Here is a 21,142-nt window from a genome sequence, read left to right as displayed (position 1 = left end):
AGGAGTGTTGTCATGGTAAAGGTTGTTGCAATTACAGGCTATAAACCATTTGAACTTGGGATTTTTGGACAGGATCATCCGGGAATCAAATATATTAAACTAGCCCTTAAGAAGCAACTGATCCATTTAATTGAAGACGGATTAGAATGGGTCATTATAAGCGGACAACTTGGTGTCGAGCTTTGGGCAGCAGAAATTACATTCGAGCTTCAAGAGGAATATCCTGAACTAAGGCTTGCTGTCATTACTCCATTTCTAGAACAAGAAGAAAAATGGAATGAGACAAACAAAGAATTCTATCAGCTTATTTTGTCGCAAGCCGACTATGTAAACAGCATAACAAATCGAAAATATGATAATCCATCACAATTCCGCCTGAAGAATGCTTTTTTTCTAGATAAAAGCGATGCGTTATTAATTTTCTATGACGAGGAAAAGGATGGAAGTCCTCGTTATATCTATGCAGACGCGAAAAAGAAATCCGAAAATGAAGACTACCAGCTTATTACAATAAATGCCTATGATCTTCAGGCAATCGTTGAGGAAGAACAATTCGCGAACAATGACTACTAATGGTTACACCATTTAAATTGACAATACACGAATTATTTGAAAAAATAGGTGTAGGAATAATGGGGAAAGTGTATCGAGGTGAATGATATGATATCAGATAAAATAAAACTAAGTGCGACACAAATACTTGAAAAAGAATTTAAAACAGGCATGAAAGGCTATAAACAAGAAGAAGTTGATAAATTTTTAGATGTAATCATTAAGGACTATGAAATGTTTTACCAAGAAATCGAAGAACTTCAACAAGAGAATCTCCGCTTAAAACGTCAATTAGAGGATTCTTATAAGAAACAGCCACAGGCACAAACTGGAACAACTAATTTTGATATTTTAAAACGGTTATCCAACCTTGAAAAACATGTTTTTGGTAGTAAGTTATACGACTGAGGCCCACACGATGTGGGTCACAAAGACGTTGCCGCAGGACGTGGCGTACTTAGTCTTTGTTCCTTAATTGACAACATGAGCGAGGAAAAATTTTCCAGTGTGTAATTACTTGCAATCTTAATGTTTTTCCACTATACTATTTTTTACACACATTAATAACGTTCGGGTAATCGCTGCAGGGTAACCTGCAGAGGAAAGTCCATGCTCGCACGGACTGAGATGTCCGTAGTGTTCGTGCCTAGCGAAAAAATAAGCTAGGGTAGCTAAAGTGTTGAACTTTGCTAACGGCAGGGAAAAAACCTAAGTCCATTAGGATATGGTTTGACTACCTTTAAAGTGCCACAGTGACGAAGTCCTGTAAGAAATTACCGGAGTGGAACGAGGTAAACCCCACGAGCGAGAAACCCAAATTATGGTAGGGGCACTTTCTCTTTTGGAAATGAACAAGGAGAAGGACAGGCGTCCTGACGTCTGTAGATAGATGATTACCACCGGAGTACGAGGCATTCGTTTTGCCGACTGAAGTACGAAGGAACAAAACATGGCTTACAGAACGTTATTAATTAAACGATCAATATGAATAAAGAAGTAAAGCTCTTCATAATTGAAGAGCTTTTTGTATGCTTTCGTACTTTTTTGACGATATTTAATAGCATTTCTTGCTTTACTCTGTGAGTTTCTTTATTCTTTTACTATACATAATGTACATAGTTAGGGTGAACGTAATGGGAAAAGTAACACTTATTGCAACGGCGGCAATGGGAATTGAATCAATCGTTGCCAAGGAAGTGCGGGATTTAGGCTATGAATGTACCGTTGAAAACGGCAAAATTACATTCGTCGCCGATGAACAAGCCATATGTCGAAGTAATTTATGGCTTAGAACAGCAGATCGTATTAAGCTAAAGGTGGGAGAATTCAAAGCCACAACCTTTGATGAATTATTTGAAAAGACCAAAGCCCTTAATTGGGGGGACATTATTCCAGAAAATGCTGAATTTCCTGTTATAGGAAAATCAGTAAAGTCAAAGCTCTTTAGTGTCTCTGATTGCCAAAGTATTGTTAAAAAAGCAGTTGTTGATAGTCTTAAAAAGCATTATCGTAAAACATCTGGCTGGTTTGAGGAAAATGGACCATTATTTCGGATTGAGGTTGCTTTACTAAAAGATGTTGTGACTTTAACAATCGATTGTAGTGGAGTCGGACTCCATAAACGCGGTTACCGAGCTGGACAAGGGGAAGCGCCATTAAAAGAAACGCTCGCAGCGACATTAGTCAAGCTAACAAATTGGACACCAGATAAGCCTTTTGTTGATCCATTTTGCGGCTCAGGAACGATTCCGATTGAGGCTGCCTTAATCGGCCAAAACATTGCTCCTGGTTTTAACCGAGATTTTGTATCTGAAGAGTGGGATTGGATTGGAAAAAAGAAATGGGATGAAGCACGACAAGAGGTAGAGGACTTAGCAAAATATAATCAGCCTCTGGATATTAGTGGATTTGATATCGACCATCGAATGATTCAGATTGCTAAGGATAATTCAGATGAAGCTGGTTTCGGAGATATCATCAACTTTAAACAAATGCAGGTTAAGGATTTTACAACAACTAAAGAATACGGTGTGATTGTCGGAAATCCACCTTATGGAGAAAGACTTGGTGAAAAGAAAGCTGTTGAAGAAATGTATCGCAGTATGGGAGAAGTACTTCGCACTTATGATACCTGGTCAGTCTATATGTTAACGTCACATCCGGAGTTTGAGCAATTATATGGTAAGCCTGCAACAAAAAAACGTAAATTGTTTAACGGGTTTATTCGCACAGACTATTATCAGTATTGGGGTAAGAGACCACCAAGGAATCAATAAAAATTTTCTTTTTTTCTAGTAATTCATGAATAGTTCCATTCCGAAGGACATATACTCTATTGGTGTCAACAAAATTTCCAGGAGTGAATCAATGATGAATTATATAGACTTTAAGAAAATCCAAGATGCGCTGAATGATACATATCGGGCACTTCAAAATGAGGTCGGTGAAGAGCTGGATCCACTTAAATCCATTGCTAAAGCAAAAAACGACCTTCTACATGCCATGTCTCATTCTACTTCAATAGATGTTGATTATTTACGATATAAGAATGAATAGAACTAAAATAAAACTCGCTACGGCGGGTTTTTATTTTTTAATTTTGCTAGTTCTAGACGTCATGTACTATTTAAAATATTGACTTCCCACATTTACTAGTAGATAATTAAAAATTGGCGCGTACCTTGGTATTGGGGGTTTTTACATATGATTGGAGAAGGGTTACCCTTTCAAATTTCCAGAAATGAAAATTTCTTTGATAAATTAAATGAGTGGATTGGCGATGTTTTTTATGACATCCTTCCTGAAAAAGACTTTGAGCTCCGTGATGAGCAAATTTTTATGGCATTTCAACTAGAGAGGGCGTTTAAAGATAAATCAATTGTGTTTGCAGAAGCCGGTGTAGGCACTGGAAAAACAATTGTTTATTTGTTATACGCAATTTGTTATGCCCGATATATGAGAAAGCCAGCGATTATCTCATGTGCAGATGAGTCCTTAATTGAACAGCTTGTTAAGCCTGAAGGGGATATCGCGAAAATAGCGGACGCATTAGATCTGAATATTGATGTTCGACTCGCAAAAGCACAGGATCAGTATTTATGTATTCGAAAATTAGAGCATGCTACTCGTCGCACAACCAATGAAAAAATATCGAGCATTTATAACGAACTACCAGATTTTGTTCATAATCATTCTACCATGCAAGCATTCCATCATTATGGAGACAGAAAGACATACCCTGATCTTGCAGATGAAGAATGGAAAAGTGTCGCATGGGATAGTTTTCAGGACTGCTTTTCTTGCGAGTTAAGACACCGCTGCGGGCTTACACTTTCAAGAGAACATTATCGAAAGGCTGTTGATTTAATCGTCTGCTCACATGACTTTTACATGGAGCATGTGTGGACAATGGAAGCTCGGAAAAGAGAAGGACAGCTTCCGTTTTTACCGGATAGCAGCTGTGTGGTCTTTGATGAAGGCCATTTACTTGAATACGCTGCACAAAAAGCATTAACCTACCGTATCCAAGAAACAACTTTAGAATCACTGTTAACTAGGTTATTAGGAAATGATATTCGTGAAGAATTTGCACAATTAATTGAGGATACAATCGAACAAAATGAGCAGTTTTACAGAAGTCTTCAGGAAAATAGCCAAGCAGTTGAAGGCTCTGAGCGAATGGATATCGAGCGGACAGTACAATTAGTTGCCACCGCTAAGAAACTGCATCAAATGATTGTTGAGATAGGCAATAACCTTGTTTTTGAGGCAGAAACTTATACAATTGACCAATACGAATTACATATTGTAGATGAATACTTGGATCAATTGGAATATTCATTAAAACTTTTTGGTGAAGAAAATGATGCAATTACGTGGGTTGAGGCAGACAGTGACAGTTACACGCTTGTCATAATGCCCCAAGCAGTTGAAACCATCTTAGCGGAAAACGTATTTTCGAAACAGATTCCATTTATCTTTTCTTCTGCAACATTATCTGAAAATAAATCTTTTGACTATATTGCTAACAGTCTGGGAATCAAAAACTATCAATCATTTTCGGTGGAATCACCATTTGACTACGAAAATCAGATGAAGATCCAAATACCTATGTTCAATCCTAACGAGGATATTTTCCAATCGAAAATGGATTTTGCTTCGAATGAAATCGAAAAATCAGAAGGTAGGGCATTACTCTTATTTAATTCAAAAGAAGAACTTCAGAAATTTAAAGAGAACTGTAAGACTGAAAAATATGAGTTTCTTTTTGAAGGAGATCAAGAAATCAGCGGGTTGGTTTCTAGGTTCCAAAATAATGAACAAAGTATCCTTTGCTCTGTTTCTTTATGGGAAGGTCTCGATATCCCAGGTCCTTCGTTATCCAATGTCATTATTTGGTCATTACCATTTCCACCAAATGATCCGGTTTTCCAGGCAAAACGAAAAGGAGCAGAACATTCCTTTGAGCAAGTTGATTTACCATATATGCTTCTGAGATTAAGACAAGGAATAGGACGACTAATTCGGTCAAGTGAAGATACGGGTACGGTTAGTATTTTTGTAGATGACAAAGTTTCTAACGAGGTTTTAAATAAAGTAAAAAATGTACTGCCAATAGAAACAAATTAATAGGAGGACTAATTATGTCAGAGCAACTAAAACAAACTGAACAAGCGTTTCTTGAATTAGTAAAGAAAATGACAAGTTACAATGAAGCAATTGGAGTTATGTATTGGGACTTGCGAACGGGTGCTCCAAAAAAAGGAGTAGAACAGCGCTCTGAAGTTATTGGAATGTTGTCTTCTGAAGTATTTGCAATGTCTACTTCCGTTGAAATGGAAACCTATTTAAAAGAATTAACGACTCCTGAAGCTCAGCAACAACTTAGTGAAATCACAAAAAAAGTAGTAGAGGAATGTCAAAAGGATTTTGAACGTAACAAAAAAATTCCTGCTGATGAATTTCGTGAGTTTGTGATTCTTCAATCAAAAGCTGAATCTGTATGGGAGGATGCAAAAGAAAAATCTGATTTTGAAATGTTCCGCCCCTATTTGGAGAAGCTTGTAGATTTCACGAAAAAATTTATTAACTACTGGGGCTACGAAGGGAATAAGTATAACACATTATTAGATATGTACGAGCCAGGTGTTACAGTAGAGGTAGTTGATCAAGTGTTTGCTCAATTACGTAATAAAATCGTACCACTTGTTAAAGCAGTAACAGAATCACAAAACAAACCAGAAACTTCATTTTTATTTAATGAATTTCCTAAGGAAAAACAGCGTGCATTAAGTTTAGAGATTCTAAGAAAAATGGGGTATGACTTTGAAGCGGGACGTCTTGATGAAACTGTTCACCCATTTGCTACTGGCTTAAATCCAGGGGACGTTCGTGTTACAACAAATTATGTTGAAAATGACTTTAGAACTGCGGTTTTTGGAACGATCCATGAAGGTGGACATGCTCTCTATGAGCAAAACATTTCTTCAGATTTAGTTGGAACCAACCTTGCACAAGGAACTTCAATGGGGATACATGAATCTCAATCCCTTTTTTATGAAAATATACTTGGGCGCAGCCTGCCATTTTGGAAAAACAATTTTGAGTTATTAAAAGAATATGCAAGTGGTCAATTTGACGGAGTATCGGTAGAGGACTATTATCGAGCAATAAATGAATCTAAACCATCATTCATTCGAATTGAAGCAGATGAATTAACATATCCATTGCATATTATGGTGCGTTATGAAATTGAAAAAGGTTTGTTTAATGATGAGATTGAAGTAAAAGACCTACCTGAAATTTGGAATGCCAAGTATGAAGAGTATTTAGGTATTCGTCCTGAAAATGATGCAAAAGGAGTCCTACAGGATGTCCATTGGGCAGGCGGCAGCTTTGGATATTTCCCTTCCTACGCACTTGGATATATGTATGCTGCTCAATTCAAGAATGCAATGGTAAAGGACCTTCCTAACTATGATGAGTTACTTGAAGAGGGGAACTTACTCCCAATAAAAGAATGGCTAACTGAACATATCCATAAGCATGGAAAAATGAAAAAGCCTTTAGAAATCATCAAAGATGTAACAGGTGAGGGGTTAAATGCGAACTATTTAATCCAATATTTAGAAGACAAATATAGTGCAATCTATAAATTATAAAAGAAAAGCTACGCAATCTTATGTTGCGTAGCTTTTATGATTCTTATAGTAAATGTTTAAATGGTTTTGCCCCTGGTGGTGCGTTTTGAATCATATCCACAAATGGAATTGTATAAGCGATTAAGATTAATACCGCTAGTACACCGACCCAAAGTTTCCAGTTTTCTAGAATCATAGGTGTTTTTTCTGCTTCTTCAGAAACTTCACCTACAGGGAATTCTGTTTCCCCTTTTGGAGCAAAGAAGGCAAGATTAATAAAAATAACTAGAACTAAGATGATACCAATAAAAAGAATAGAGCCGCCAATCGCTTGAGCAATTTGATATGGTATCCAATCCATTGCTTGTGCTGAATCTCCGTATGTTGAGAAAGCAGAACGTCTTGGTGCTCCTAATAAGCCCGCAAAGTGCATGGAAGTTGACATAAACGTCATACCAATTGTCCATACGATTGTTTGAATAATGGCAAGTTTGTTCATCGCTTTTGTCATTACCCGACCAGTTAAATGAGGGATTAACCAGTAGGCGATACCAAAGAATGTTAGTAAAACAGTTGTTGCTACAGTTAAGTGAAAGTGTCCGGTTACCCAAATTGTATTATGAATAACTTGGTTCATCTGGTGACTTGCATTGATAATTCCACCCGCACCTGCTGGGATAAAGAATAACATACCAATGAATGGTGCGAAGAAACGAGCATCTCCCCATGGAAGTTTTCTAAACCAGCCGAAAAGTCCTGTCGCTCCTTTTGATCTTCCGTATGACTCGAAAGATGCAAACAAAGAGAATGCTGTCATTAAAGAAGGAATTACAACCATGAATGTTAGAACAACTTGTAAGTATTTCCAATTTGGATCAATACCTGGTTCAGTTAACTGATGGTGGAATCCGACTGGAATTGAGAATAACAAGAACAAAATAAATGATAATCTTGCAAGTGCATCTGAGAAGATCTTTCCTCCGATTACTTTTGGAATCACAACATACCATGCCATGTACGCAGGTAATAACCAGAAATACACAAGTGGGTGACCAAAATACCAGAATAATGTTCGACTGATGAGAACATCAATTGTTTCAACCCAACCAAAAGACCATGGAATAAATTGAATAAGAACAGATGCAGCTACACCAAGTGTTGCAACTAACCATAAAATCATTGTCATTACAGCCATAAAGCTTAATAAAGGTGTTACTTGACCTGGATTTGCTTTCTTCCACTTACCAAAATGGGTGAACATTGCAAAGCCACTGATCCAGCTACCAACCACAACAAGTGCTAACCCAATATAAAAGAACGGATGTGCTTGTAGAGGTGCATAAAATGTGTATAGAACAGATGCTTCACCTAAAAGAATTGTAGTTGCTGTAGAAGCAGTTCCAATTGTCATTGTCCAAAAACCAATCCAACCCGTTAAACGAATTTTCGGTGATAGGGTTCCTGCTGTTTTACTTAAGCTAGCAAATAGAAATCCTATAATAAAAAATGTAGTAAGTACAAGTCCCAATAAAACTCCGTGAACGGTTAATAGTTGATAGTAACCGATTCCAGCTGGTAAAGTAAATTCTCCTGAACGAACAAGAGTTTGAAGTAAACCGGCAGTTCCCCCAAGAAGTAAAGCAGCGAAGGCAACGTAAAAGTGTGCCATTGCTAATTTTCCATCGTTTCTGTCTACCTTGAAATTTGAATTTATCATTATTCGGTCACCTCAACTTTTGCCATCATTAAGTGGTGTCCAGCTCCACAATATTCATTACATAACACTAAAAATTCGCCTGTTTTAGAAAATGTTTGAGTATAAGTGCTAACATATCCAGGTTCAACCATCATATTGACGTTTGTACCGGCAATTGAAAATCCGTGAACAACGTCTTTTGTTGCTACGTTAATTGTTACCTCTGCGTCTTTTGGAATTTGGATGGTACTAGGTGTATACGCAAAGGCTTCTGCAACAAGGTTTAATTCATATTTGTTACCTTCAATATGAACTAGTCCAGGATTATCAAATGGTGCTGTTTCAGCAACCTTTTCAGGATCGATTGTTTTAATACTACTTGCTGGCTGGTGACCCATCGCAAATGCGCCAACACCAACAACTGCTAGAAATACGAAAAGTATTCCGATACCAAAAGTGAGCCATATTTTTTCAAATTTATGCAGATGCATGGCTTTTTCCCCTTTCAAATTTTCACATTCTTTTTCTGTTTGTTTTCTCATAAAATATTACAAGCCATTTTTAAATGAATTTGCCTCGTAATCTTAGATAGAGATTACTTTTACAATCTGTCTAAGAACAAGAAATAGACACCAAGCCAAGATAAAATTAAGAAAAGTCCAAGTAAAAATACAGATGCCAATGTTCCTTTTAATGAAGTTCTTTCATCCTCAATTTTTGTCTTTTGGTTTGTTTTTGTAAGCTGTGTCTTTGCCATTCCTCACGACTCCCTTCAAGCGTAAATTCAAAGGTTTTTACATAATCATCATACAAAACAATTTGATAAAAACTAGTCGGTTTTGACTATTTCACAAATTGTTCATTCCTAATCTAATCACTATATTAATAGTGAAAACTTAATAAAACAGTGATTTTTATCACATTTGGAAAAGAAAACATTTGACTAATTTGTGACATACGTTATAACAGCAGTTCAAACTTCAACATAAGATAATAAAAAAGGGAGTGGTGTGTAAATGATTAGGTATTATTGTTCTAGATGTCATACGCTCATGCTAAATAATAAAGAAAGATGTTTTAAATGTGGGAATGGTACAATTAGTCAAATTGATATTAATGTACAAAAGAACGATCAAAAGTCCTCTTAATCACTATTTTTTAATAGTGATTTTCTTGTGATTATGAAAGTAAAAGTTTTATTAAAATAGAAAAAATAAAATGTTACGGTTCGAAAACAATATTATTTTTATTCACACACAACATATACCTGCCATACTCTAATGTAGGCGAATGTCTACAAGGAGGTATGTAGTTTATATGGCAAAAGTAAAAAATTATTATGCAGGTACAAATTCAAGTGTAGGTTTTTACTCGTTTTATGATGAGGCATTAAAAGGGCTAGAAACTCTATATATTTTAAAAGGGGGACCCGGAACAGGGAAGTCCACCTTCATGAGGAAAATAGGTCTTGTGTTTATGGAGAAAGGCTTCGATCTCGAATACTTACACTGTTCTTCAGATAATCACTCTATAGATGGAATCATTATTCCTGAACGAAAATTAGGATTTGTAGACGGAACGGCACCACATGTGATCGAGCCTAAATACCCTGGAGTCGTTGAAAAGGTGATTGACCTCGGTCAATACCGCAATGATCAATACTTAGCTCAATTTAAGGATGAAATCATCGAACTAACAGATGATATTTCAAAGAACTTTGAAGATGCTTATAAAACCTTTGCGGAAGCTAAGAAGGTACATTTAAAGCGTGAGGATATTTATGTTTCATCCATGAGCTTTAAAAAGGCAGATGCTGTCCTTCAGAACTTGATCGATGAAATATTTAGTAAACCATTTACAGCCGAGGAACATCCAACAAAAAGAAGACGTTTCTTTGGAGCGGCTACACCGAAGGGTGCAGTTAATTTCATAGATAATATTACAGAAGATTATGATAAGCGCTATATAATTAAAGGCAGACCAGGAAGTGGAAAATCGACTTTGATGAAGAAGGTCGCCAAGCATGCAGAACAACAGGGATTATCAGTCGAATATTTCCATTGTGCCTTTGACCCAAAAAGCATAGATATGATCATCATTCCAAAGTTGGGTGTTTCAATTGTAGATGGAACGGCACCACATGTTGTCGACCCATTCCGTGAGGGTGATGAAGTTGTAGATATGTTTGCTTTGTGCATGGACCCAAAAATTGAAAACACGTTTAAAAAAGAAATTGAAGAGCTTAACCTAGAATACAAGAATAAAATGGCGATTGGTACGAACTATTTAAGCGAAGCAAAAAGACTTCATGACAAACTTGAAGATTACTATAAAGCTGCCATGGACTTTAATGCAATCGACAAAAAGCGAGAAGAAATTGTAAAGACATTACTGTAAAGGTGTTAGTTAAAAAAGGTTGAAAAGGACCGCGTCGGCGAAGGCGCCACGTCCTGTGGCGACGCCGACACTAGCACATCCTGTGCGTCGAAAGTTCAAGGCGGTGCAGCTTTGAGTACCGGAACGTATGTTGTTAATACGTGAGGAACGGAAAAGCAAGCCAACGCAGAAATTCGATGTGTCATTTTCGGCCGGAATCCAAAATTTTACTAGTGAATGTTTAAAACGTTTGAGTTATACTATAAATGCACAACAACAAAACAACTCCTTTGAAACGTGAGCTTTCCCGTGTTGGGAAGGCTTTTTTTGTGCCCTTTTTTAATTGTTTGCATACTAAATTTAAAACTGGAAAAAGTAACCTTAAGAGATTGCCTTTAAAGTGAGGGGGGCTCCTATGCCTAAAATCATTTCAGTTGGTATTTGTAATCCACCACATAAGATTAATCAATCCAAAACAACTGAATTTATCAAGGACTTATTCCAAGAACATTTTCCAGACATTGACCGTCTCATCCGAGTATTCGCTAATAGTGAAATCGAGGAACGGTATTTCAGCGAATCATTAGAGTGGTATAGCAAAGACCATAGCTTTGAAGAAAAAAATAATACATATATTGAAAAAGCAATTTCGTTTGGAGTGAAATCCATTCAGAACTGCTTAAATAATACCAACATGCTTAAAAAAAAGATCACGCCCAAAGAAATTGATGCAATCATTTTTATATCGAGTTCTGGAATTTCTACTCCAAGTATTGAAGCAAGGATCATGAATCAAATGGATTTCGGAGTACATACAAAGCGGATTCCAATCTGGGGACTTGGTTGTGCGGGAGGGGCATCTGGATTGGCGAGGGCATTTGATTACTGTAAAGCATACCCGGATGCAAAGGTGCTTGTCGTTGCAGTTGAGCTTTGCAGCTTAACTTTTCAAAAAAATGACTTTACTAAGAGCAATTTAATAGGCACTTCTTTATTTGCGGATGGAACAGCTTGTGCATGTATTGTGGGAAATGAAGTAGAGTATAAGGAATATTCAGTATCGGATGTTTTACCCGAATTTGTTTCAGCGCAATCGACCTTGATGGCAGATTCAGAGGATGTGATGGGCTGGGATATAAAAAATACAGGTCTGCACGTGATTTTTTCAAAGGATATCCCTAGTATTGTAAAATCGTGGTTAAAAGGAAATGTTGATGAGTATTTACATACAAATCAGTTGGATATGAACGATATAAAGCATTTTATCGCCCATCCAGGTGGAAAAAAGGTATTAGACGCATATGAGGCAGCACTTGAAATTCCACGATCGATGACAGAAATCTCTAGAGAAGTTTTACGAAAGCAGGGGAATATGTCTTCTGTAACGGTGCTTTATGTATTGAAAGAATTTATGGAAAAGCAGCTAGGTAATGAGGGCGACTATGGGCTTGTTACAGCCTTAGGACCTGGGTTTAGCTCAGAGTTAGTCCTTTTACAATGGAGGAAATAGGATGATATTTTGGATATTTATTACGTTGGTAATCGCCCAAAGATTAATTGAAATGCGAATTGCCAAAAGAAATGAAAAGTGGATTTTGTCTCATGGTGGCTATGAGGTAGGGCATAGGCATTACAAATACATTGTACTCATGCATATCCTGTTTTTTCTTTCGGTCATGGTGGAAGTTGTCTATTTTAAAAAAGAGTTATCAACATATTACCCTGTTCTTTTTTTCTTATTTGCGTTAACACAGTTAGGAAGATTATGGGCACTTCAATCATTAGGTATGTTTTGGAATACGAAAATTATGATCCTCCCGACAAAACAAGTGCAGACAAAAGGTCCATATAAATATCTTAAGCATCCCAATTACCTTGTTGTAGCGTTAGAGATAATCCTAATCCCGGTGTTATTCAAGGCTTATATAACGGCTATTGCTTTTTCAATATTTAACCTGATGGTAATGGCGATTCGGATTCCAATCGAAGAACGAGCTTTAGCTGTTCATGTTGAATATCACAATATCGGCTTGGTGAGTAATCGATTCATTCCAAATAGAATGAAACCGTTAAAAAAAGATTGAAAAGAGCGAAAACTGCTGATAAACTAATTAAAGATGAAAATAATTATCACTATCAGTTGAAAGCTGGTGATTAGATTGCTAACTTTATTTATAACACTAACAATTGGAATATACAGCTTTATCATGTATCACGTCCTACATAATATCCTAAACTCAAAACAAAACCAGAAAAAACATCATAATTCCATCCACGTAACCAGGTAAATACCTGGTTTTTTTTATGAAAAATTTGATTCCTAATATTCTGCTTTGTCAAAAGCATAGGTGTAGAGTAAAATACATATATATTGAATTTTTATGCAATGTACAATAAGGGGATTAGACATGATACAAACAGAGCAAATTAAACACATCACAAAGGGAGATTTAGAAAAAAGGCTATCTTATTTGTATGACATTTTTGAAAAAAACAATGATAAAGAAAGTAGCTCAAAAATCATTCAGTTGCTAAAAAAACTATATAACTCTGAATATATGATTGGTTTTTCTGGCCACTTCTCAGCTGGAAAGTCGAGCATGATTAATGAACTCATAGGGGAGAGTCTTCTGCCATCAAGCCCGATTCCAACAAGTGCAAATTTAGTAAAAGTAAAGTCAGGACGAGAATACGCACGTGTCTACTACCGTGACGGAAAAATCATTGAATACCCAGCACCCTATGATTATGATGTGATTAAATCATATGCTAAAGACGGGGAAGCAATTGAGTCCATTGAAATTAGTCATGATAATAGGAAACTCCCAGAGCAAGTTATCGTGATGGATACGCCAGGGATTGACTCTACTGATGATGCCCATCGTGTATCAACTGAATCGGCTCTCCATTTAGCAGATTTGCTGTTTTATGTGATGGACTACAACCATGTCCTTTCAGAGTTGAATTTCCAATTTACAAAGGAACTTACGGATCGAAACAAGACGGTTTATTTAATCGTAAACCAAGTGGATAAACATAAAGAATCAGAGCTGAGTTTTGCTTCCTTTAAACAAGGTGTCGAAGAGGCATTTCAGAATTGGAATGTAGCTTATTCAGATATTTTTTTCACGACATTAAAGGAACCCAATCACGATCATAATCAGTTTAAGCAGGTCCAGCAGTTGCTCCATGATAAAATTGCTAACAAGGAACAACTTTTATTAGAGGGTGTATTCCACTCTGCAAAACAAATTATTTTAGAGCATATTGCATTCTTAGATGATAAAAATGCTATAGGGCTCGAAGATACAAAAGAAAAGCTCCGGTCATTATCAGAAGCTGAGCGGGAGACAATCCCAACTCAAATAGAAAAATTGAACAATCAATTAACTAGCTTTGAAAAAAACAGGGAAAAAATCGAAGTAGAATTTATGGATGAAATTGACACGATTTTATCAAATGCAATTCTGATGCCTTTCCAGACTCGTGATTTAGCGAAAAACTTTGTTGAATGTGTGCAGCCAGATTTTAAGGTTGGATTGTTATTCTCCAAAAACAAAACAGAAAAAGAACGTGAAGAACGAAAGCAAGCTTTTCTAGCAGATGTGAAAGAAAGAATGTCCACCCAATTGGAGTGGCATTTAAAGGACTTTGTCGGGAAATTTGCAGGAAATCTACGTCTTTCGAAACAACCGACTGGGAACGAGCTTGCAACGGACTTGAGTGCTAATGAGTTACAAGATTTAGTTAAGCCTGGTGCGGGTGTTACAGGGGAATACATTTTAACTTATACAGATGATGTAGGAAATTATATTAAGAGAAAATATAAACAAAAAGCAGTAGCGTTATTAAATGACATTCTTGAGCAGGTTAAGTCAAGTACTGTAAAAGAAGAGCAAGGGATAAAAGCGGAGTTAGATAAATATGAGGTTTATCAAGAAGCGTTTGCCACTTTGAAGAAGTTTGAGTCGAAACGAACTGAGATTCGTTCGAAGCTTGACGACATCATGAATGGAAATTCTGAAATAAATAGTGTGGAATCAGCTGAAAAACTACTTTCTAGATTTGCTGAGGATGTTGAGATTTCTTCCACTGAAGAAATACTACAGGATTTGAAGAATCAAGAGGCGGCCACTCCAAAATCTGAAGAAAAACCAACACAACAGCATAAAGAAAAAAAAGGAACATCTGAGCAAGCGATCGTTCATTTAGAAAAAGCGCATGACTTGATTAAACCAATTACAGGTCTCTCTACGCTTGCTAAAGATATTCAGGAAAAAGCTCATCGCTTAAAACATAAACATTTTACGGTTGCATTATTTGGAGCGTTTAGTGCAGGGAAGTCTTCTTTTGCTAATGCATTAATGGGGAAACATGCACTTCCAGTTTCACCTAACCCAACAACAGCAACAATTAATAAAATTACATTTCCAACTGATGAACATCAACATGGAACAGTACTTGTAAAGATAAAATCAACCAAACAGTTATTAGACGATATCAACCACTCATTACACATTTTTGGTGAAAAAGCGGGTAGTCTTGATGCCAGTATAGAAATCATAAAGTCAAGAATTAGTAATATCGAAAAGATCGAAGCGAAAGAAAAGCCTCATTTTTCATTCTTAAAAGCAGTGTTGGCAGGGTTTGAGAACATCGCTTCAGACCTAGATCACGTTTTAACGACCGATATGGATGGTTTTAATGAATATGTTGCGAAGGAAGAAAAGGCATGCTTTGTAGAATGGATTGAGCTTTATTATGATTGTCCATTAACAAAGCAAGGGATTACGTTGGTAGATACACCAGGGGCAGATTCAATCAATGCTCGCCATACAGGGGTTGCCTTTGAATATATTAAAAATGCCGATGCCATTTTATTTGTAACGTATTATAATCATGCTTTCTCTAAAGCAGACCGTGAGTTTTTAATTCAACTTGGCCGTGTTAAAGACACCTTCAGTATGGATAAGATGTTCTTCATCATTAATGCGGCAGATTTGGCAAACTCAACTGAAGAGTTATCAGATGTAAAAGATTATGTCGGGTCACAGCTTGTAAGTTATGGAATTCGTTTTCCTCGACTCTATACCGTATCAAGTCGTGCTGCCTTACTTGAGAAGCTTAACGAAGATAGTCAGAAGGACCGTGGAATCCTTGCGACTTCGGGTATAGAACGTTTTGAAGCTGATTTCCATTCATTTGTTATTGATGAGTTGACAGAAGTAGCAGTTAATGAAGGATACGTTGATATTCAGCGTGCTGCTTCAATCATTGATTCGTATATTCAATCTGCAAAGGAAGATAAGGATATTAAGCGTGCTAAACTTCAAGATGCTAAAGACCAGCATGAGAAAATGAAGTCTGTTATTGAAACTGTTGATGAACTGGAAGCGTTTGGAGTGGTTGAGCAAGAAATCAAGGAGCTCAGTTACTACATTAAGCAAAGGGTCTTCCTTCGTATATCAGATATGTTTAAGGAAGCATTCAACCCATCATCACTAAGAGATGATGGCCGAGATTTGAAAAAAGCGTTACAATCATGTTTGGCTGAATTTTTAGAGTCAGTAGGCTTTGATTTAGCCCAAGAATTGCGCGCCACTTCATTGCGGATAGAAACTTTTATTTCAAAGCGACTACATGGCCAGCTCGGTACTTTTAATGAGCAAATTAAGTCGATCAATTCAAATATGAGTATTTCAGAGTCCATTGAACTAGATTTTGAAACGATTGAATTTAAGAATGGGCTTGAGCAGGAAGATCACACACGTTACAAAAAGGCACTGGGTCTGTTCAAAAATCCTAAATCATTTTTCGAGAAAAATGAGAAAAAACAAATGCAGGATGAAATAGAAGTATTGCTAGATGCTCCAGTTAGCTCATATCTTGAAGAAAACAAAGCATACCTTGTAAATTTCTATAAACAGGAATTTAATAAAGGGCTACAAGTACTTCAAAAAGATGCATTGCAAGAGATTCATGAGTATTTTGATGGTGTAACCAAAATTCTATCTGAGGATATCGATATCGACAACCTTGAACAGGTGCATGAAAAGCTAAGCGGATACTATATGGAGCATATGGGGTGATTTGATTTTGACTGACTCGAAATCAAAGTATCATGCATGTGCCACTTGTGTTCATTTCTTAGCAGAACGAAAAAGTGGCAAGATGATCTACAGATGTGCACGTTTAGGCTATGATACAAATCCAGCTTACCAATTCAATTGTTGGACGCCTAAACCCCATATTGTTAAACTAATGAAGAATGAAACAACGGAGGAGAAATAATGACAAACGTCCATGAAGCAATCACAAAACATTCAAAATCACAGCACGAAATTGTAAAAATGTTCGTGGGACTAGAGCAACAAAGGGAACTATTTATTGATGAGGCAGTTTCTTTAGCAAAACAAAACAAAGAATTCACCGTTGATAAAATCAATAAAGTGACGAACGAAATGAACAAACTTGCAAAAAAAGGAATTGTTCCATTAAGAAAGCTTGTTACAGTTGAAATGGTAAAGGAGTACGCATTCCGCAAATAAATAAATCACGCATGTTGGGTTAATACTAACCACAATCTCTCATAAAGGAGACATGCATGTGAAAAACGATAAACAATCTGCTTCGAAAAAAGATAAAAAGCAAGAAGGAAAAGGGACTACCCCCTATCATTTTGCATCCTATGCAGAAATTGAAGCAGAAAAACTGAAGAGTAAATAAATGTGAGCCCTCTTGTGTAAGAGGGCCTTTTTGTGCGCTTGGAAGGAAGATACAAACAATTGCACTGTAGTTATATGTTATAATTCTATTTATGAAGATTTTGCTAAAAGGGGAGGATATGCTGATGAAAAATCAGATTATGTTAATAGATGGTATGGCATTATTGTTTCGTTCTTTTTATGCAACGGCGATGAGTGGATATTTTATGGTAAATAGTAAAGGGGTTCCAACAAATGGGATTCATGGATTTGTAAAACATATGATGACTGCCGTCAATAAGTACAAGCCTTCACATGTCATATGCTGTTGGGATATGGGGAGTTCTACATTTCGTACTGAAATGTATGATGGTTATAAAGCAAATCGTGGCGCACCACCAGAAGAGTTAATTCCACAATTTGATTTAGTTAAGGATGTAGTTGAATCCTTTGATATCCCGAATGTTGGACTTTCTGGATACGAGGCAGATGACTGCATTGGTACACTTGCAAAACAATATAGCCAAGACTCTGATGTGATCATTCTAACTGGTGACCAAGACATATTACAATTACTTGATGAAAGTATTACGGTTTTAATTATGAAAAAAGGAATCGGTAATTACGCGGAGTATACGAGTGAAAGCTTTATTGAAGAAAAAGGAATTACTCCTCAGCAAATGGTTGACTTAAAAGCATTAATGGGTGATACAAGTGACAATTATCCAGGTGTTAGAGGAATTGGTGAAAAAACAGCATTAAAATTACTTCAACAGTTTGGTTCAATTGAAGGTATTCTTGAAAATGTAGAAAATCTAAAAAAAGGCCAAATGACTAAAATCAAAGAAGATTTAGAAATGCTGCACTTATCCCGTAAATTGGCGAGAATACATTGCGAAGTTCCGATAAACTGTTCACTTGAAGATGCATTAATCCAAATTAACCGTGAAAAAGTGCATGAAAAGTTCTCTGAGCTTGAATTTAAAGGCTTAGATCAATATATTAGCTAATGGAGTACTCAATTTGAGTGCTCTTTTTTAATTATATTGGAGAGGTTAAGATTAAAAATGTTGCTTATGGCTGTTAATTTAAGTTTATGGCCGATAAATAAATTTTATTGCTGATAAATAAAAAATATGGCTATTATGAAAATTTTTCGGCTGATAGCCTACGCCGCGACTCGTCAGTACCAACAAGGATGCCCTGCATCACAACCAACCACAGGGCGTCCCACAAAAACTTTATCTTTTCGTATTTGATTTTTTTGCTTTGTTCTCAAGCTCACTTTTTGGTTCCATTGAAAATTCTGTATCTTCATTATGACCTTGTGGATTAACGCCTTTTGGAACTTTTCCGCGGTTGTTACCTTTTTGTGCCATGATATGTCACCTCCATTTCGTATTATTTCCATCCTAATTTGGAATATGTCTTGAATAGAAAATGAGGTGATATATGAAACTAACCATGAGGTGAGAATCGTGAACAAAGGAATCTATACTGCGCTACTTACAATTGGGCTTGCTCAATTTTTAAAAATTCCAATCAAAAAAGTCAAAACGGGAAAATGGGAGTGGGGCACTTTTTTTGAAACGGGTGGGATGCCAAGCTCTCACTCAGCTGGCGTTTCCTCACTTGCAACTTTTATTGCGTTAAAAAGGGGTATTCCCACGATAGATTTTGCACTATCCACCATATTTGGTTTAATCGTCATGTATGATGCACAGGGGATCCGCCGCCAATCAGGTGAACTTACAATTAAGGTAAACGAGCTTGATGAAGAAATAGAACGATTAGCAGGACAAAAGGACCACCACTACCATGATAACAAGGAAAAAAGAATAAAAGAAAGACTGGGCCATCAGCCAGAAGAAGTACTTGGTGGAGCGATATTTGGAATGATTGCAGGTACTTTAGCCCATTTTTTAACAAAAAAATCGTAGTATTTCGACAAAAAATGCGATATTATTAGGATAGAATTTTTTGTTGGGGTTGGGGTCAATTGTTTAAATTAGAAAAAAAAGTAAATGAATACTTGCAATTCTTGGCGCAAAAGGGTTTTAATTTTGGGGAGGACGCAGTTGGCTTCATTACATTTGGCCAGCAATATACCAACGCAACAGATGAAATCGTCAATGTTGCAATTGAAATCACTTTAAAAGCACAAAAGGAATTTGACGGAAGCTTCTTTATATCTTTATTAGAGATGCTGAAGGAAAATCAAATACAAAATCGAAAACAAGCGTATCGTTTTGTAGAAGAACGAAATATAATGGCATAAAACCCTTGGACAAGTTAGTCCAAGGGTTTCTTCAAGCTTCATTTTTTCGAATACCTTGTCTTGCTAATTCATCAGCTACTTTATTTTGTGTGCTTGGAATCCACTTGAGAAAAAAGAGGTCAAGTTCACTTGAAAGCTGCAGTGCTTTTTCAAGCAAGGGAGCAAATTTTTTATTTTTAACGTATTCCTTTGCTATCGCTCGGTCAACCAGTTGTGAGTCCGTTCGAAACGATACAACTCTGTAGTCATTCTTGATGCAAATTTCAAGACCTTTTAGAAGAGCATAGTATTCAGCTTCATGGTTTGTCATGATCCCAAGAGGAATCGAATGTTTTTCCACGATACCGTTTCCCTTAATAAAAACCCCAGCACCAGACGGACCAGGATCACCTGCGCTTGCACCATCTATATACACTTCGATCATTTAATGCCTCCAAAATATACTAAATAAAGCTATTTTATCATTAATCATGTAAAGTTGTGAAGATAATAAGAAAAGGATGTCTGCTCACAGACAGCCTTTTCCATCCCGTTGGTTATGCATTTTTATGAAATCTTCTAGCGATATAAATAAATGGTGTATCGATTAAAGCAACTAACCATTTAATAAAGTATGTCGTGATGAAAATTTCAATCCATACGTCAAACGGATATGCGCCTAAGAATGCAACACTTGTAAAGATTAATGTATCAAGTAGTTGGCTAATCATCGTGCTACCATTATTCCGTATCCATAGCTGGTTATCCTTAGGAAAGCGTGCTTTAATTTTTGAATAAATAATAACGTCCGAATATTGACTAATCAGAAACGCAAGTAGGCTTCCTAAGGCAATCCGCGGAAGAAGTCCAAAGATTGTTTCCAAAGAGCCTTGAGCAAAGTCCACCTCATGCGGGTCAAACGCAAGAACAAACTGCATGATAATAATCATTGAAAGCAGTGTGAAAAAGCCAAGCCAAACACCTTTTTTTGCTTCCTCTTTTCCATACTTTTCATTCAGAATATCAGTTATTAAGAAGGTTGTTCCATACATAATATTACCGAGGGTGGCGGTTAATCCAAATAGCTCAACCGTTTTTACAACCTGCAGATTTGCTATAACGGTAGAAAAACCAATCCAAACAAATAACCCGGATTTTCCGAAGATGCGGTAAATCGTTAAGACTAAAATGAAATTGACAATTGCAAAAACGAACCAAAGAATTTCGTTATACATACTATTACCTCCTGTAGTTTTGATAACGCGGGAGTTTACGAACCGCGAAAGGACATCATTAAATTGTCAAAGGTTAATTATAGTACGATATGAATAAAAGTGGAAGTACATAACCTAATGGAAAAAGTGTATAATGAGTAAAAAATTAGGAAAAATGAAGATACGTTCCACTAGAGAGGATG

General features: G+C 36.5%; 21 protein-coding genes and 1 other RNA gene. 16 read left to right on the top strand and 6 right to left on the bottom strand.

Annotation, left to right across the window (positions count from 1 at the left end; translation table 11 throughout):
• Positions 1-12 precede the first annotated feature (12 nt).
• The 7 genes from CKJ95_RS01405 (at position 13) to CKJ95_RS01375 (ending at position 6,713) form a co-directional block, all read left to right on the top strand.
• Positions 13-573: a DUF1273 domain-containing protein gene (locus CKJ95_RS01405; RefSeq protein ID WP_099351631.1), complete on the top strand. Its 561-nt coding sequence runs from the start codon at positions 13-15 to the stop codon at positions 571-573.
• An 87-nt stretch (positions 574-660) separates the two neighbouring features.
• Positions 661-960: a cell division regulator GpsB gene (gene gpsB / locus CKJ95_RS01400; RefSeq protein ID WP_099351630.1), complete on the top strand. Its 300-nt coding sequence runs from the start codon at positions 661-663 to the stop codon at positions 958-960.
• Positions 961-1,118: 158 nt separating this feature from the next.
• Positions 1,119-1,514, top strand: an RNA gene (gene rnpB, locus CKJ95_RS01395) — RNase P RNA component class B.
• Between the two features lie 171 nt (positions 1,515-1,685).
• Positions 1,686-2,828 (top strand): THUMP domain-containing class I SAM-dependent RNA methyltransferase, encoded by a 1,143-nt coding sequence (locus tag CKJ95_RS01390; RefSeq protein WP_099351629.1) that lies wholly within the window; start codon positions 1,686-1,688, stop codon positions 2,826-2,828.
• 91 nt (positions 2,829-2,919) lie between these two features.
• A complete protein-coding gene (locus CKJ95_RS01385) occupies positions 2,920-3,108 on the top strand; it encodes a DUF3921 family protein (RefSeq protein WP_099351628.1) in 189 nt (62 codons plus the stop codon).
• A 147-nt stretch (positions 3,109-3,255) separates the two neighbouring features.
• Complete coding sequence (locus CKJ95_RS01380; RefSeq protein WP_099351627.1) at positions 3,256-5,181, top strand: ATP-dependent DNA helicase; 1,926 nt, start codon at positions 3,256-3,258, stop codon at positions 5,179-5,181.
• 14 nt (positions 5,182-5,195) lie between these two features.
• Positions 5,196-6,713 carry a carboxypeptidase M32 gene (locus CKJ95_RS01375; protein ID WP_099351626.1) on the top strand — a complete coding sequence of 506 codons (1,518 nt, stop codon included), beginning with the start codon at positions 5,196-5,198 and terminating at the stop codon, positions 6,711-6,713.
• Between the two features lie 43 nt (positions 6,714-6,756).
• Here CKJ95_RS01375 and CKJ95_RS01370 read toward each other — a convergent pair whose 3' ends face one another.
• From CKJ95_RS01370 to CKJ95_RS01360, 3 genes are all read right to left on the bottom strand, one after another.
• Complete coding sequence (locus CKJ95_RS01370; RefSeq protein WP_099351625.1) at positions 6,757-8,409, bottom strand: b(o/a)3-type cytochrome-c oxidase subunit 1; 1,653 nt, start codon at positions 8,407-8,409, stop codon at positions 6,757-6,759.
• A complete protein-coding gene (locus CKJ95_RS01365) occupies positions 8,409-8,879 on the bottom strand; it encodes a cytochrome c oxidase subunit II (RefSeq protein WP_099351624.1) in 471 nt (156 codons plus the stop codon). Before CKJ95_RS01365 ends, CKJ95_RS01370 begins: the two co-directional genes overlap by 1 nt.
• A 110-nt stretch (positions 8,880-8,989) precedes the next feature.
• Complete coding sequence (locus tag CKJ95_RS01360) at positions 8,990-9,145, bottom strand: cytochrome c oxidase subunit 2A (protein WP_099351623.1); 156 nt, start codon at positions 9,143-9,145, stop codon at positions 8,990-8,992.
• Between the two features lie 560 nt (positions 9,146-9,705).
• Here CKJ95_RS01360 and CKJ95_RS01355 point away from each other — a divergent pair.
• The 7 genes from CKJ95_RS01355 (at position 9,706) to CKJ95_RS01325 (ending at position 18,478) form a co-directional block, all read left to right on the top strand.
• Positions 9,706-10,785, top strand: coding sequence for a PRK06851 family protein (locus tag CKJ95_RS01355; RefSeq protein WP_099351622.1), 1,080 nt, complete (start codon positions 9,706-9,708; stop codon positions 10,783-10,785).
• A gap of 394 nt (positions 10,786-11,179) precedes the next feature.
• The gene (locus CKJ95_RS01350) at positions 11,180-12,274 is read left to right on the top strand and encodes a type III polyketide synthase (protein WP_099351621.1); all 1,095 of its coding nucleotides are present in this window, start codon (positions 11,180-11,182) and stop codon (positions 12,272-12,274) included.
• Position 12,275: 1 nt separating this feature from the next.
• Complete coding sequence (locus CKJ95_RS01345; protein WP_099351620.1) at positions 12,276-12,848, top strand: isoprenylcysteine carboxyl methyltransferase family protein; 573 nt, start codon at positions 12,276-12,278, stop codon at positions 12,846-12,848.
• A gap of 324 nt (positions 12,849-13,172) precedes the next feature.
• Positions 13,173-16,853 (top strand): dynamin family protein, encoded by a 3,681-nt coding sequence (locus tag CKJ95_RS01340; protein ID WP_180271389.1) that lies wholly within the window; start codon positions 13,173-13,175, stop codon positions 16,851-16,853.
• 7 nt (positions 16,854-16,860) lie between these two features.
• Positions 16,861-17,055 carry a hypothetical protein gene (locus CKJ95_RS01335; protein ID WP_099351618.1) on the top strand — a complete coding sequence of 65 codons (195 nt, stop codon included), beginning with the start codon at positions 16,861-16,863 and terminating at the stop codon, positions 17,053-17,055.
• Positions 17,055-17,312 carry a YpbS family protein gene (locus tag CKJ95_RS01330; protein WP_099351617.1) on the top strand — a complete coding sequence of 86 codons (258 nt, stop codon included), beginning with the start codon at positions 17,055-17,057 and terminating at the stop codon, positions 17,310-17,312. Before CKJ95_RS01335 ends, CKJ95_RS01330 begins: the two co-directional genes overlap by 1 nt.
• 302 nt (positions 17,313-17,614) lie before the next feature.
• On the top strand, positions 17,615-18,478 hold the full coding sequence (locus CKJ95_RS01325) for a 5'-3' exonuclease (RefSeq protein WP_099351616.1): 864 nt from the start codon (positions 17,615-17,617) through the stop codon (positions 18,476-18,478).
• Positions 18,479-18,709: 231 nt separating this feature from the next.
• Here CKJ95_RS01325 and sspL read toward each other — a convergent pair whose 3' ends face one another.
• Positions 18,710-18,847, bottom strand: a complete 138-nt coding sequence (sspL, locus tag CKJ95_RS01320; protein ID WP_099351615.1) for a small, acid-soluble spore protein L — start codon at positions 18,845-18,847, stop codon at positions 18,710-18,712.
• Positions 18,848-18,946: 99 nt separating this feature from the next.
• Between sspL and CKJ95_RS01315 the strand changes: the two genes are divergently transcribed.
• Positions 18,947-19,408 (top strand): divergent PAP2 family protein, encoded by a 462-nt coding sequence (locus tag CKJ95_RS01315; RefSeq protein ID WP_099351614.1) that lies wholly within the window; start codon positions 18,947-18,949, stop codon positions 19,406-19,408.
• A gap of 59 nt (positions 19,409-19,467) precedes the next feature.
• Positions 19,468-19,746 (top strand): DUF6123 family protein, encoded by a 279-nt coding sequence (locus CKJ95_RS01310; protein WP_099351613.1) that lies wholly within the window; start codon positions 19,468-19,470, stop codon positions 19,744-19,746.
• A gap of 31 nt (positions 19,747-19,777) precedes the next feature.
• Here the strand turns inward: CKJ95_RS01310 and CKJ95_RS01305 are convergent, their stop codons facing one another.
• Positions 19,778-20,170: a reverse transcriptase-like protein gene (locus CKJ95_RS01305; protein WP_099351612.1), complete on the bottom strand. Its 393-nt coding sequence runs from the start codon at positions 20,168-20,170 to the stop codon at positions 19,778-19,780.
• A 112-nt stretch (positions 20,171-20,282) separates the two neighbouring features.
• On the bottom strand, positions 20,283-20,960 hold the full coding sequence (locus CKJ95_RS01300) for a queuosine precursor transporter (protein ID WP_099351611.1): 678 nt from the start codon (positions 20,958-20,960) through the stop codon (positions 20,283-20,285).
• Positions 20,961-21,142: the final 182 nt, after the last annotated feature.

It is taken from the genome of Fredinandcohnia onubensis (genome assembly GCF_002734285.1).
GTDB lineage: Bacteria > Bacillota > Bacilli > Bacillales > Bacillaceae_L > Ferdinandcohnia > Ferdinandcohnia onubensis_A.
This window is presented reverse-complemented; position numbering and strand designations above follow the sequence as displayed.